Genomic DNA, 12,418 nt, shown 5'->3' with positions numbered 1-12,418 from the left:
TCATAACGGGACACGTGGACGGGTCATCGCCCGCAGGCCAGTACAATAATACGGGTTCAGTGACCATCACCACGAGATGACTAATCTTCGTCGACGGAACGCGCTGGGACTGCTGGCCGGCGGAATGGCGTTTCTCGCCGGCTGCTCGGAATCGTCCGACGGAAACGGGAATAGCACGGATCCCGCCACCGATGGATCCACCGACGCGGCTGGTGGCGACTTACCACCGTACGCCTCGATGCTGTCGACGACCGACCGCCCGAAGTACTTCTACGGGGCGATCGACATCCGAACGATGTCTACCCTGATCAAAGATCAGGGTGCCGAGGCGGGCGAGGAACCGACGGATCCACTCGTCGGTAATCCCGTCGTCGTTGCACTCCTCTGTTCGTACGGGCTCGGACAGCTCGCCAACTCCGCCGGAGTCAGTGCGTACGACGACAACAACGAGACCGAAACCGGCGAGGAACAGTTCGTCTACGCCAACGGCGTGTACGCACTCGTCGGCTCGTACGACCGTGACGGCATCACGTCCGCTCTCGAGGCCGCAGGCTACCGTCTCGAGGCCGAGGCCGACGGCTACGCCGTCTACGCCGACAGCGCCAGCGACGAGATCGTCGGCGTTGCAGACGACGTGTACGCGTACTCGTATCCGAACGGGGACGACTCGTCGTTCGATCCAATGACTGCCGTCGAGCGAACGGTCGCGACGGCAGCCGGCGACCGACTACCGAAACACGAGGCCGACGCCGAGTTCGAGCGACTGCTTCGAGCCGGTGAAAACAGCGGGATCGCCTGCTGTCTCTACACTGACAACGACGCGTTCGCGTCGGGGACGCTCTCGGACGATCAGACAAACGACGGGAACGGATTGCAGTTCGAATTTGGTGCGTTCGAGGGCGCGTACGGCGTCTATCAAACCCTGTCGGTCACCAGTAGCGATACCGCAACCGCACGCGTCACTGTCAGCTACAGCAGTGACGAGTTGGTCGACGAAGACGGACTCGAGTCATCGCTGGGAACGGAAGCAAATTCGGCCACGTTCGACCGCGCCGAGACGACCGTGACGGTCGATGCCGAGTACGGCGAGGAGTTCGCACGCGAGTAGGCGCGGCGGTCGTCTTGGGTCGCTGATTATCGAGTCGCGATCAGTGTCGGTTCGCGCTCGCTCGTGAGTTCATCCGGCTGTGGTTCGTACCGACCGGTCTCGGTGACGGTGCCGATCCAGCCACAGTCACTGCAGGCGAACAGCCCTTGGCCGTCGACCAGCGTCCCGCCACAGTCAGGACACGTATTCGATGTCGCAGCCGTCTCTGCCTCGCGTGCGACCGAGCCGAGCGGTTCCGGCACCTCATCGGTTCTGAGCGTGGCAATCGCCTCGTCGGTCGTGTACGTCTCCTCGGTTCGCTCGTCCGTGTGGGGGAAGACGCCGACCAGTTCGTCGTCGGCGTACACCTCGAGACACAAAAGCGGTGTCACCAGCCGGTCTCGCGTCTTACCGGTCACCTGCGAGGTCGTCGATCGCTCGCGGAACGGCGGCTGGACGCTGACGCCGCGCTCGTCGGCCCACTGGGTGAACCGTTCGTAGGTGTCGATGACTTCCTGATAGGGGCTTTCATCGGACAGCGCGACCTCTTGGGGCCAGCTTCGAAGCAGCAACTCGTCGATCGCGCTCTCGGATTCACAGGCCCGCAGCGTCTCGACCTGCTCGTCGATCGGCTCGAGCAGTAACGGTGCGCGCACGTGACAAACCGCTGTAAGCGCCGTTGTCTCGGAATCTCGCGTCTCGGACATTGGTCATGCAATCGGCCAACGTGCGTGCTGATAAATGTTTCCGCCGGTGCAGATATTCGGGGATTCTCGCCCCGTAATTGACAAATGGTGACAAACCACAAAGACTGGTGGACGGTGTGTCTGTGTACACACCGAACCTACTCACGAGGTCGCAGCCGACCGTCCCTCGAGGAGCGAGCGGAGCAACGATCGGAGCGCTCGGCGTTTGATGACGACGAAGCCTGCGAGGATCGTCACCAGCCCGACGAGCGTCAGCGAGTCGACGACGTGTCCCAGCACAAGCCAGCTAACACCCATCGCAACGACTGGCTCGGCGTAACTGACGAGGGTAACCTGCGTTGCACCGCTTCGCTCGAGCAGTTCGAAGTAGAGCAAAAAGGCGAACACGCCGGAAATGATCGTCAGGTAGCCAAACGAGAGCAGCATTTCGGTGGTCAGTTCGACTGCCGCGACCGACTCGCCGCGGAGGAACGACCACCCCAACAACACACCCGCGCCGATGAGCATCGCCCAGGCCTGCAGCGTCTCGAGTGGCAACGCCGCCGCGTCGATCGGTCGAACGAGGACGCTGCCGAGAGCGAACGCGACGGCGGAGGCGAACACGAGGACAGCGCCGACGGTGACCTCACCAGCGAGCGCATCGGGTGAGGGCTGGACGATCGCGATTACACCGACGAGTCCAAGCACGAAGCCAACGATGCCAGCGGGCGCGATTCGTTCCGACGGGAGGACGATGCCGGCGAACGCTGCTGTCAGGATCGGCGCCGTACTGACGACGGTCGCTGCGACGGCCCCCGAGACGTACAGTTCTCCGAGGTACAAGAGCCCGTGATAGAGCGCGATGACGAAGACGCCAGCAACCGTGACGGCAAGCCACTCCGCCTTCCCTCGTGGTCGCGTGCGATCGGCCACGACGATCGCGTACCCGAGGACGATTACGCCCGCGAGCGCGTAGCGAAGCCCGGCGAACAGCAGTGGTGGCACGTACTCGAGGCCGATCTCGATCGCGACGAACGAACTCCCCCAGCAGAGCGCGAGGATCGAAAAGAGTGTCGCCTCGCGATATCCATCTGGCATTGATCCAAGTAGATTCATATTCGATTCGGAACCGACTGCGATACTTAGACCCTTCTACAAGCGACCGTATATTCCCGAATTACAAATCACACATACGAATACTATCCGAAGATGGGTTCACAGTCAGGCAGTATATTGTAGATCACTCCAATTACGTCGGTCGGAAGACACATACGCGCTGCCGTCCGACGCGGTCGTATGGACGACCGCGACGTGCGCCTGCTCAAGGCGATCGCCGAACTCGAGACAGGGAGCCCCGAGCGACTCCACGAAGCGACCGGGATTCCGGTCTCGACGATCCACTATCGGCTCAACAACCTTCGTGAGGAGGGAATCATCGCAAACGACCGCTACGACATCGATCTCGAGGAACTCGGCCTCGGCGTCACCGTCTTAGTCGAGATTCACGCCGATTACCAGGGCTCCTACGAGGAGTTCGCGGATCGGCTCCTGACCGTCGAGGGTGTCACGAACGTCTACTTCACGATGGGCGAGACGGACTTCATCGTCGTCGCGCGACTGAGCGGCAGCGAGATGGTCGAGCGGCTGATCGCCGAGTTCGAGGAACTCGAGGGCGTCGACCGAACTGTCTCGACGTTCGTCATCTCAGCGGTCGAAGAACGAGACGCTTTGCAGAGTTACAGTCTCGAGACGCTGCTCGAGGAGTTAGTCGAGGGCTGACTTAGGCTCGCTTCTGGATTTCCTCACGGAGCAGCTGGCTCACGAGGTCACCGTCCGCTTTCCCGCGGAGCGCACCCATACACTCACCCATGAGCCCGGAGAACGCCTGCATCCCCTCGGCTTCGACCTGCGACGCGTTGCGCTCGACGACCTCGACGACGGCCTCGCGGACCTCGTCCTCGTCGGCACCGCCAAGTCCGGCGTCTTCGGCTGCCGCTTCGGCTGTCTGGGCCGGCGCTTCGGCCAGCACCGTCAGCAGGTCCGGCACGCCCTCGTTTGGCAGGTCGCCGTCGTCGACCATCTCGAGGACGTCCTCGATGTGCTCGCGGGTGAGCGCCTCGACGGGAACGTCGTCGCGCCGGAGCTCGGTCAGCGTCGACTCGAGCGTCGTCGCAGCCAGCGTCGGATCGACACTGTCGGCAACTACATCCTCGAATAGCGGCATGTACTTCCCGTAGGCGACCTGTTCGGCTAGCCCTTCGCCGAGATCGTACTCGTCCTGATAGCGCTCGACCTTTGCGGTGAGGAGTTCGGGTTCGGGCACGTCGCTCGGGTCCGGTTCGACCGGCGGCACGTCCGTCTCGGGGTACATCCGCGCCGCCCCCGGAAGGGGACGGAGGTAGCGGGTGGTCCCGTCGTCGTTCGCGCCGCGGGTCTCCTCGGGGACGCCCTCGAGCGCGGTCGCAGCCCGGTCGGCGACGGCGTCGATGGCATTCTCGGCGATGTCAGTCTCGTCGGCGACGATCGCGACGGCGTCTGCGGGATCGACGCCGACTGCGTCGCGCAGCGCCGCCACTTCCTCGTCGGTGACGCCGTAGGCAGGGAGTTCGTCGGTGTGGAAAATCCCGCCCGCGCCGTGGCGCTTGGCGTGATCCGAGAACTCGGTGCCGAGCCGTCGGTCGGGCGCGATTTCACGGCCAACGAGGCCGTCGAAGCCATACAGTGGCACCGCCATCACGGAGCCACCTGCGTTCAGCGCGCCGCGGATGACGCCGCTGTCGGTGTCTTCGAAGACCGCGGTCACGTCCTGCGTCTCGCCGACCGACGCCTCGCGTGCCTCGAGTTCGTCACGAATCTCGACGAGTTCGGCCTGCCGACCGACCTCGTTGCGGACGATGTCGTCGATGTCGTCTAAGCTCTGGACGCCCTTGATCTCGACGCGTGCGCCCTCCTCGATGGAGACGTTGACGTCCTGGCGGATCGTTCCCAGGCCGCGTTTGACCTTGCCCGTCGAGCGCAGCAGCATCCCGATCCGCTCGGCGGCCTCGAGGGCCTGTTCGGGCGAGGAGATGTCAGGCTGGGTCCCGATCTCGACAAGCGGGATTCCCAATCGGTCGAGGCTGTAGCGGACGCCGTCGTCGGTTTCTTCGACGCGCTGGGCGCTCTCTTCCTCGAGCATGAGATCCTCGATCCCGACGGCCCCGTCGCTCGTCTCGATTTCGCCGTCGGTGGCGATCAGCGACGAGCGCTGGAAGCCACTCGTGTTCGAGCCGTCGACGACGATCTTGCGCATGACGTGGGCCTGATCGACCGGGTTCATGTCCATCAGCTGGGCGATCTCGAGCACCGTCTCGAGGGCCTCGTCGTCGAGTTCGTGTGGTGGCTCGTCGTCTTCCTCAACGAGACACGTCGAATCGTAGGCGAGATACTCAAACTCTCGTTCGACCATGCTCTCCTCGACGGCGGCGTCGTCGAGTTCGCCCAGTTCGCTCCGGGTGGGGTGGAGATAGCGCGTGAACGACCGCGTCGCCGCGTCGGGTTCGCGGAGGTCGGTCGGACACTGGCAGAACAGCTTCGTCGCCGTATCGAGTTGCTGGTGGATCTCCAGCCCGGCGACGAGTCCGAGGGCCTCGTAATCGTACTCAGTCATTGGCGGCCACTCGGTGGCGGAGGGGTAAAAAACCGTCCAGTCCGCTCGCGGGTCGTCGGTGACATACCGCTGGGTATCGTTGAACGTCCGATTCGGAACTACAGATGCTTATTGAACGGCAGGCGGTAAACAAGCATCCGCGAGCGAAGCGAGCGGTTCGCCGCCGGAGCGGGGTTTCACCTCGCGACGGCGGTCTTTTTGCATCAACGGGTTTTGCCGGGGTTCGACCGAGTGAGCAACGCGAACGAGGGAGGACCCCGGTAAAAGAGGTTGCTGTACTTACCGCGAGTCAGCCGTTCGTCTGAATACAGGAACTGCGATACTATCGACTGAGTAGTCAGTGCCGTCCCATCCCCACCGACGACCTGTGAGACGTGCCAGGAACTCTCGACAGCACCCCACTCAATCGTCGGCGTCGATCGAGTCGACTGTCGACCGCGGATTCGAACTACTCGTCGCTGCCTCGACGACCGCATCACGGATCCCCTCGAGCGTCGCGTCCACTGCTCGCTCGCAACAGGCGTTGTACCGCGCTCGAGCGTCCGCATCCGCGAAATCGCGCTCGGAGAGAGGTCGTGTTTCGACGACCACCACTCCGGCTGTGGTCGCGAGTGTCTCGAGCAGGGGCTGCGTGCCAGCACCGAGAACCAGATCCGCAAGCACCGTCACGTCGGCCTCGCGAATCAGCCCCGCGGCGGCAGAACGGTCGTCGGCGGTCAGGCGCGCGAACGGCTCGGTCTCAACCGTTTCGACGCCCAGCGAGCGGGCCGTCTCGGCTGCAGCGTCGCCACTCGAGACGGGGCCGAGCGTCACGTCGATCCCCGCGGACTCGAGTCTGGCGACGACGCCGCCCGCGGCGGTTCCCGTGCCAAGGACGTGAACCCGGTCCGGGCGCGACGCTGGCTCCGGTTCGCGGGCATCCGCCAGCGCGGTCACCGTCTCGGTTCCCGTCACCGGATTCTGTGTGACGACTGCGTTCGCGTCGAAGGAGTCGGCCAGCGCGTCGCCGGTCAGCACTGTTGACGGTGGGCCGTCTCTGGCGACCGCCCCATCCGACAGCAGCACCAGTCGGTCACAGTAGCGTGCCGCGAGATCGAGATCGTGGATCGCTGCGATCACGGTCCGACCCTCGTCGACCAGTTCGCGGACGAGCTCGAGCGTCTCGACCTGGTGGTTGACGTCGAGACTCGCCGTCGGCTCGTCTAACAGCATGACCGGCGTCGCCTGGGCGATCGCCCGCGCGAGGACGACCCGCTGGCGCTGGCCGCCGCTGACCTCGTCGATCGGTCGGTCGGCCAACTCGACCGTTCGGGTCCGTTCTAACGCGCGCTCGACCGCCGCCCGGTCGTCGGGCGTCGCCGACGAGAACCGGGAGCGATGCGGGTGTCGCCCCATCTCGACGACGTCACGGACGGGGAACGAAAACGACAGCGTCGTGTCCTGGGGCACGACCGAGACGAGCCGACTCGAGGCCCGTGAGGAGAGCCCGTGAACGTCGGTCCCGTCGATCTCGATCGACCCCGAATCGGGCTCGAGCGCGCCGCTGATCAGCCGCAAAAGGGTGGTCTTGCCGGCCCCGTTCGGGCCGACGAACCCGACGAACTCACCGGGCTCGATCGTCAGTGAGACGTCCTCGAGCACCGAGAGCTCGCTGAAGGACAGCGAGACATCTTCGACGGAGATCGTCGCTGGATCCGGTCGCGACTGTTCGTCGCTCTCGAGGTCGCCATCTGTCGTCTCGGGTGGTCGTCTGGGCTCGGTCATAGTGACTGCACCTCTCGGCGGCTGAGCAGGAACAGGAAGAAGGGTGCGCCGAGCGCCGCCGTGATGATCCCGACCGGGACGACAGCCGGGCCGATCCGAGCGAGCGTATCGGTCGCGACCAGAAACGACGCGCCGGCGAGTGCGCTGGTCGGCAACAGGATCCGGTGGTCCGGGCCCACGATCAGCCGCATGATGTGTGGCACGACGAGGCCGACGAAGCCGATAACGCCTGCAACTGCGACGCCGGCGGCTGTCACGATGCTCGCGAGCACGAGCAAGAGGAGTTTGGTCCGCTCGACTTCCACGCCGAGGTGGTGGGCGTCTTCCTCTCCGAGCAACAGGACGTTCAGCTCCCGGCGAAACGCACAGAGGGCGAGGATGCCCACCAGTGTGATCGGCAGGGCAAACAGAACATCGCCCCACTGGCTGTTGTTGAGATGGCCCATCATCCAGTAGACGGCCTGTCGCAGCGAGTCACCGCTGTGAACGAGCATATACGAGATCATCGCACCGAGAAACGTCTGGATCGCAACGCCGGCGAGCAACAGCGTCGCAACCGGCGTTCGACCACCGTCGGTCGCGATCGCATAGACGAGAAACGCCGTCGCGAGCGCGCCGACAAAGGCCGAGATGTGGAGGCCGCCAAACGGGATGAGCCCCGGAAAGACGATCGCTGCGACCGCACCTGCCGCAGCACCCGAGGAGACGCCGATAATCGACGGATCCGCCAGCGGATTCCGGAAGAACCCCTGCATCACCGTCCCAGCAGCGCCGAGTGCGAGCCCGACGGTCGCTGCGAGCGCGATCCGTGGCAGTCGAATGTCTTTGACGATGATCTGGTGTGTCACCGGTACGTCGAACGAAAAGACCGCAGCGTACTCGAGGCCGGGAACCGGCACGGAGACGCCAAGGACGGGAAGCGACGTGCTGCCGACTGTCACGCCCACAGGGACCACGACCGCGTTCAACACTGCCATCGCAACGGTCGCGATGTCGATCTTGACCGGTCCGAGTGTGGCACTGACGAGAACGACCGCGACGAGCAGGACGAACAGCCCTGTCGACCACACTGTCGTTCGGACCGATCGGTACATATGCAACAACCAATCTTGCAGTAGGCAAATATTTGTTGAAGTAGGAGTGAGGTGGGAGCGATGCAACGACACATAGCCGTCCTGTTAGCCGTACTAATTGTCGTTTCCGCGTTTGCGCCCACCGCGGCTGGGCAGTCGAACGCCGAACCAGAATCGACCGTCGACGTTTCGTGTGAGTACCCCCTCGAGCTGACCGACGCGACGGGACAGACCATCACGCTCGAGGAGCGACCCGAATCGATCGTCGCGCTGCAGGCCAGCGACACCCAGACGGTGTTCGAGATCGGAGCCGAAGACCGGCTCGTGGGGATGCCCTACAGCCCTGCAACCAGTGAGTTCGACCGTGGCGACCGCGTGAACATCGGTGACGGCTGGACGGTCAATCACGAACGAGTCGTTTCGCTGAACCCAGACATCGTGCTGGCAGCGAACGCGACGAAGCAAGCCGACATCGAGCAACTTCGCGACGCCGGTCTCACCGTCTATCACCTCGAGGAAGCACAGTCGCTCGAGGACGTTCGTGAGAACGTGAAAACGGTCGGCAAACTCACCGGCGAGTGTGACGGTGCCGAAGAGACGATCACCTGGATGGACGACCAACTCGAGATCGTCGAACGAACGCTCAACGGGACAGAACGCCCGACGGCGTACTACGCGATGGGCGACGGCTATACCGCCGGCTCGGGAACGTTCATCAACGAGGCCCTGACGACTGCTGGGATGACGAACCTCGCAGCCGAGGCAGGCGTCCAGTCGTACAACCAGATCAATCCCGAAACAGTCGTCAACGAGGATCCAGACTGGATAATCTATCCGGACGACCGAGAGACGGCCCCGATCCACGAATCGGTCGAGGCAACGTCCGCCTACCAGAACGACAACGTCCTCGCCGTGAACGCAAATCACATCAGCCAGCCCGCGCCACGGGTCGTCTACGCGATTACTGATATCGTCGAGACGGTCCACCCCGAGGCCTACGCAGAAGCGAGCGAGGAACTCGACGACGCACCCGAGGGAGGAAACACATCGGACGACCAAACGGACGACCAAAGCAACGATAGTATTCCCGGATTCGGCGTTCCCGCCGCTCTCATCGCCATGCTCGCTGCCGCCGGTTTCATCGCGCGGCGACGATAACACGGACAGTCGGGATCGCGTTTTTTGATCGCTCGAGTCGTCCTCACAGCGATGGCTGACGTATCGTTTTGAAAAGGGTTTACTCGCCGGACCGCACAGAGGAGCGCATGGTCGAGAACGTCATCTGGCCCGCTTATCTCGATGCGGACCTCTCACGGAGCGACGGTCGCCGCGTCTCACAGGAGTTGGCGGTCGAGGAACCGACGGTCGACGAGATCGCAAAGGCCGTCCAACAGATCGGGTACGACGCCACGATCGAGCGGGACAAGGCCTACTCCCGGGAGCACTGGGCAGACCGGGGCCGGGTCGTCGTCCGCGGGGCCGACGACTCGACGAAAAACGACCTCGTGCAAGCCGTCGCGGCGTACGTCGTCGCGATGCGCGAGTGAGATGCGCCGGATCGGCGCGGTCGTCCGCACGGCACAGGGGCTTGCGGTGCTCCGCGCGGACGCCGTCGACGACGACACGGCCGAGACGTACCGTGACGAGATCGGGACGACCGTCCTCAACGACTCGCTCGAGGAGGTCGGTCGCGTCGTCGACGTTTTCGGACCCGTCTCGCGACCGTATCTGGCGGTGACGACGGACGACGACGTCCACCTGCCGTCGCTGGTGAGTTCGACGCTGTACGCGCGGTAGCCACGTTTCCGGCGGTGTCGGCCTCTTCTCATCGACTCCGTCAGCCGTGGTCGCGTCTCGTGACCGCGGAGTGGAAAAGCCAATAGGAGCGGGGTGCAAACGCCGCGACATGAACGATCGGACGCGGGTCCTCGTCGCCGTCGGCACGACGGTCCTGCTCTTTCTCGGCGTCCAGCTCGGTGCGCTGGCGCTGGTCGAGCCCTTCAACGAATCGGGTCGGCAAGCCGTCGAAGACCCTCAGAACCCGACGAACAGCGTTCTCTACTTCGGGGTGATGCTCGTCGCGACCGGGCTGATGCTCGCGGCGTTCAAGTACGACCTCGAGTGGCTCATCCGACTGCTGATCGTCGGCGTCAGCGTGATGATCTCGTGGTACGTCTTCGCCGAACTCGTGCCGGCACTGCTCGTGCCGCCGCTCGCTGCGGGTGTGGCCGACGCGCTCGCGATTGTCGTCGCGCTCGCCGTCGGCGCGGCGCTCCTGTTATATCCCGAGTGGTACGTTATCGATACGACGGGTGTCGTGATGGGTGCCGGTGCCGCTGCCTTGTTTGGAATCAGCTTCGGCTTGCTGCCAGCGCTGCTGTTACTCGCGGTGCTTGCCGTCTACGACGCTATCAGCGTCTACGGCACCGAACACATGCTCGATCTCGCCGAAGGCGTCATGGACCTCAAGATCCCCGTCGTCCTCGTCGTCCCGATGACGCTGTCCTATTCCTACCTCGCCGACGGCAGCACCGACGACGTGCTCGAGGACGACCGCGAGACCGACGCGAGCGCTGCCGACGGCGGCACCGACCCCGACACCGACGATAGTGCTGCTGACGACGCGGGTGCCCTCGAGCGCGACGCGCTGTTTATCGGTCTCGGCGACGCCGTTATCCCGTCGGTTCTCGTCGCCAGCGCCGCATACTTCCTCGAGGCCAGAGCGATTGCAGTGCCGCTGATCGCGCTGAACCTGCCCGCACTCGGCGCGCTGGTGGGAACGATCGCCGGCCTGCTCGTGCTCATGTACATGGTCCTCAAAGGCCGACCCCACGCAGGCTTGCCGCTGCTCAACGGCGGTGCGATCGGCGGCTATCTGCTCGGTGCGCTTGCAAGCGGGCTCTCGGTCGCGACCGCACTCGGGTTCTAGAACTATCGTAGCCCACTGAAAGTCAATGCACACCCGATCGAACGAGGGCTGTGCGATCGGTGTGTAAATCGTTTCAGTTGTTTCTATAGAGGTCGCACATCGAGACGCCCCGAATCTCGAATCTGGCACCGCCGTCTTCCCCTTCAGTTACCGACACCGACCAGCCGTGTGCATCGGCGACTTCCCGAACGATCGCAAGCCCGAAGCCGGAGCCACTCTCGGTGTTCTGCGCCGATTGCGTCTGTCCCGAGTTGTCCGCCCCACTGCTGTCGACCGAATACCCCGATTCGAACACTCGCTCGCGGCGGTCGGGCGGAATCCCCAGCCCGTCGTCTTCGATGTAGAATCCCTCGAGGACAGTCCGATCGTCCGTGCCATCGGTGAGCGGCCCGACTTCGACGGTCACGTCGTGGCCACCGTGTTCGACCGCGTTCCGAAAGAGGTTCTCGAAGAGATGACTCACCAGGGACTCGTTCGCGTGAATCGAGACGGTGCCAACGATCGCGATGGTCGCCGACTCCGTGTGGACGTGTTCCCAGGCATCCTCGACTGCCCTCTCGAGCGAAAGTAGCGACCGCTCGCTCTCTGCGACCTCGTCGATCGTCACGAGTGCCAGTGCGTCGTCGATGATCGACGCCATGCGCTCGAGCGACGAGCGCAACGTACTCCGACTCCCGGCATCGGTCCCGAGATCGACCTCGTCGTCGTGTTCGAGGGCTTCAGCCTCTGCCAATGCAACCGAGAGCGGGTTGCGTAGATCGTGTGAGAGTAGTTTCGCGAACCCCTCCATACGCGCGGCCTGCTCGCGGGTTCGCTGCTCGAGTCGGTGTCGCTCGGTGATGTCGACGTGCATGACGAGCACGAACTGCTCGCCCGCGTGGTCGTACGGCGCCGCCCGCATCATGAACCAGCGGTCGCGCTCGGGCGTATGACAGGGATACTCGAGCGAGAATTCTTCGCGGTCGCCGTCGATAACTGCTTGAATCTCTGCCGCCGTCTCCGTGGCCGTGTTGTCCTTGCTCGTCTCACAGGCTGCAAGATAGTTCGCGCCGACCCGTCCCGCGTCTTTGGGCAAGCCTTGTTCGTCGCCGAATGCGTTCCACGACTCGTTCGTGTAGACGATCTCTCCCTCGTCGTCGAGGATCGCCACGTGTGCTGGCTGAGCATCGAACCCGGCGGTGACGACCGAGCGAGAATTAGTCATTATCGTCTAGAGACGCGCGACCTACT

At 63.9% G+C, this 12,418-nt stretch carries 12 protein-coding genes; 6 read left to right on the top strand and 6 right to left on the bottom strand.

Annotated elements, in window-relative coordinates; genetic code table 11:
* The first annotated feature begins 76 nt into the window (after positions 1-76).
* On the top strand, positions 77-1,108 hold the full coding sequence (locus tag ACERI1_RS04150) for a hypothetical protein (RefSeq protein WP_373616780.1): 1,032 nt from the start codon (positions 77-79) through the stop codon (positions 1,106-1,108).
* Positions 1,109-1,134: 26 nt separating this feature from the next.
* Here the strand turns inward: ACERI1_RS04150 and ACERI1_RS04145 are convergent, their stop codons facing one another.
* Positions 1,135-1,794 carry an HTH domain-containing protein gene (locus ACERI1_RS04145; RefSeq protein WP_373616779.1) on the bottom strand — a complete coding sequence of 220 codons (660 nt, stop codon included), beginning with the start codon at positions 1,792-1,794 and terminating at the stop codon, positions 1,135-1,137.
* A 141-nt stretch (positions 1,795-1,935) separates the two neighbouring features.
* The gene (locus tag ACERI1_RS04140; RefSeq protein WP_373616778.1) at positions 1,936-2,889 is read right to left on the bottom strand and encodes a DMT family transporter; all 954 of its coding nucleotides are present in this window, start codon (positions 2,887-2,889) and stop codon (positions 1,936-1,938) included.
* 180 nt (positions 2,890-3,069) lie between these two features.
* Here ACERI1_RS04140 and ACERI1_RS04135 point away from each other — a divergent pair, with 180 nt between their 5' ends.
* Positions 3,070-3,552, top strand: coding sequence for an Lrp/AsnC family transcriptional regulator (locus ACERI1_RS04135; protein WP_373616777.1), 483 nt, complete (start codon positions 3,070-3,072; stop codon positions 3,550-3,552).
* Between the two features lies 1 nt (position 3,553).
* Here ACERI1_RS04135 and gatE read toward each other — a convergent pair whose 3' ends face one another.
* From gatE to btuC, 3 genes are all read right to left on the bottom strand, one after another.
* Complete coding sequence (gene gatE, locus ACERI1_RS04130; RefSeq protein ID WP_373616776.1) at positions 3,554-5,422, bottom strand: Glu-tRNA(Gln) amidotransferase subunit GatE; 1,869 nt, start codon at positions 5,420-5,422, stop codon at positions 3,554-3,556.
* Between the two features lie 402 nt (positions 5,423-5,824).
* Positions 5,825-7,186: a heme ABC transporter ATP-binding protein gene (locus ACERI1_RS04125; protein ID WP_373616775.1), complete on the bottom strand. Its 1,362-nt coding sequence runs from the start codon at positions 7,184-7,186 to the stop codon at positions 5,825-5,827.
* Positions 7,183-8,280: a vitamin B12 ABC transporter permease BtuC gene (btuC, locus tag ACERI1_RS04120; protein WP_373616774.1), complete on the bottom strand. Its 1,098-nt coding sequence runs from the start codon at positions 8,278-8,280 to the stop codon at positions 7,183-7,185. Before btuC ends, ACERI1_RS04125 begins: the two co-directional genes overlap by 4 nt.
* Before the next feature lie 60 nt (positions 8,281-8,340).
* Between btuC and ACERI1_RS04115 the strand changes: the two genes are divergently transcribed.
* From ACERI1_RS04115 to ACERI1_RS04100, 4 genes are all read left to right on the top strand, one after another.
* Positions 8,341-9,417, top strand: a complete 1,077-nt coding sequence (locus ACERI1_RS04115; RefSeq protein ID WP_373616773.1) for a PGF-CTERM-anchored ABC transporter substrate-binding protein — start codon at positions 8,341-8,343, stop codon at positions 9,415-9,417.
* Between the two features lie 107 nt (positions 9,418-9,524).
* Entirely contained in the window at positions 9,525-9,806 is a 282-nt protein-coding gene (gene srp19 / locus ACERI1_RS04110; RefSeq protein WP_373616772.1) for a signal recognition particle subunit SRP19, read from the top strand.
* 1 nt (position 9,807) lies between these two features.
* Positions 9,808-10,056: an H/ACA ribonucleoprotein complex subunit GAR1 gene (locus ACERI1_RS04105; RefSeq protein WP_373616771.1), complete on the top strand. Its 249-nt coding sequence runs from the start codon at positions 9,808-9,810 to the stop codon at positions 10,054-10,056.
* A 109-nt stretch (positions 10,057-10,165) separates the two neighbouring features.
* Entirely contained in the window at positions 10,166-11,188 is a 1,023-nt protein-coding gene (locus tag ACERI1_RS04100; RefSeq protein WP_373616770.1) for a presenilin family intramembrane aspartyl protease PSH, read from the top strand.
* Positions 11,189-11,261: 73 nt separating this feature from the next.
* Here ACERI1_RS04100 and ACERI1_RS04095 read toward each other — a convergent pair whose 3' ends face one another.
* Entirely contained in the window at positions 11,262-12,392 is a 1,131-nt protein-coding gene (locus ACERI1_RS04095; RefSeq protein WP_373616769.1) for an ATP-binding protein, read from the bottom strand.
* Between the last annotated feature and the right edge of the window lie 26 nt (positions 12,393-12,418).

Origin of the sequence: Natrinema sp. HArc-T2, from assembly GCF_041821085.1 — an archaeon.
GTDB lineage: Archaea > Halobacteriota > Halobacteria > Halobacteriales > Natrialbaceae > Natrinema.
The sequence above is the reverse complement of the archived record's forward strand: the minus strand, read 5'-3'. Positions and strand labels throughout refer to the sequence as shown.

Excerpts from the sequence above, each read along its gene's own strand:
- ACERI1_RS04095 (WP_373616769.1), bottom strand. The coding sequence starts at position 12,392 with ATGACTAATTCTCGCTCGGTCGTCACCGCCGGGTTCGATGCTCAGCCA.
- ACERI1_RS04105 (WP_373616771.1), top strand. The coding sequence starts at position 9,808 with ATGCGCCGGATCGGCGCGGTCGTCCGCACGGCACAGGGGCTTGCGGTG.
- srp19 (WP_373616772.1), top strand. The coding sequence starts at position 9,525 with ATGGTCGAGAACGTCATCTGGCCCGCTTATCTCGATGCGGACCTCTCA.
- gatE (WP_373616776.1), bottom strand. The coding sequence starts at position 5,422 with ATGACTGAGTACGATTACGAGGCCCTCGGACTCGTCGCCGGGCTGGAG.
- ACERI1_RS04145 (WP_373616779.1), bottom strand. The coding sequence starts at position 1,794 with ATGTCCGAGACGCGAGATTCCGAGACAACGGCGCTTACAGCGGTTTGT.
- ACERI1_RS04135 (WP_373616777.1), top strand. The coding sequence starts at position 3,070 with ATGGACGACCGCGACGTGCGCCTGCTCAAGGCGATCGCCGAACTCGAG.
- ACERI1_RS04140 (WP_373616778.1), bottom strand. The coding sequence starts at position 2,889 with ATGAATCTACTTGGATCAATGCCAGATGGATATCGCGAGGCGACACTC.
- ACERI1_RS04150 (WP_373616780.1), top strand. The coding sequence starts at position 77 with ATGACTAATCTTCGTCGACGGAACGCGCTGGGACTGCTGGCCGGCGGA.
- btuC (WP_373616774.1), bottom strand. The coding sequence starts at position 8,280 with ATGTACCGATCGGTCCGAACGACAGTGTGGTCGACAGGGCTGTTCGTC.
- ACERI1_RS04100 (WP_373616770.1), top strand. The coding sequence starts at position 10,166 with ATGAACGATCGGACGCGGGTCCTCGTCGCCGTCGGCACGACGGTCCTG.
- ACERI1_RS04125 (WP_373616775.1), bottom strand. The coding sequence starts at position 7,186 with ATGACCGAGCCCAGACGACCACCCGAGACGACAGATGGCGACCTCGAG.
- ACERI1_RS04115 (WP_373616773.1), top strand. The coding sequence starts at position 8,341 with ATGCAACGACACATAGCCGTCCTGTTAGCCGTACTAATTGTCGTTTCC.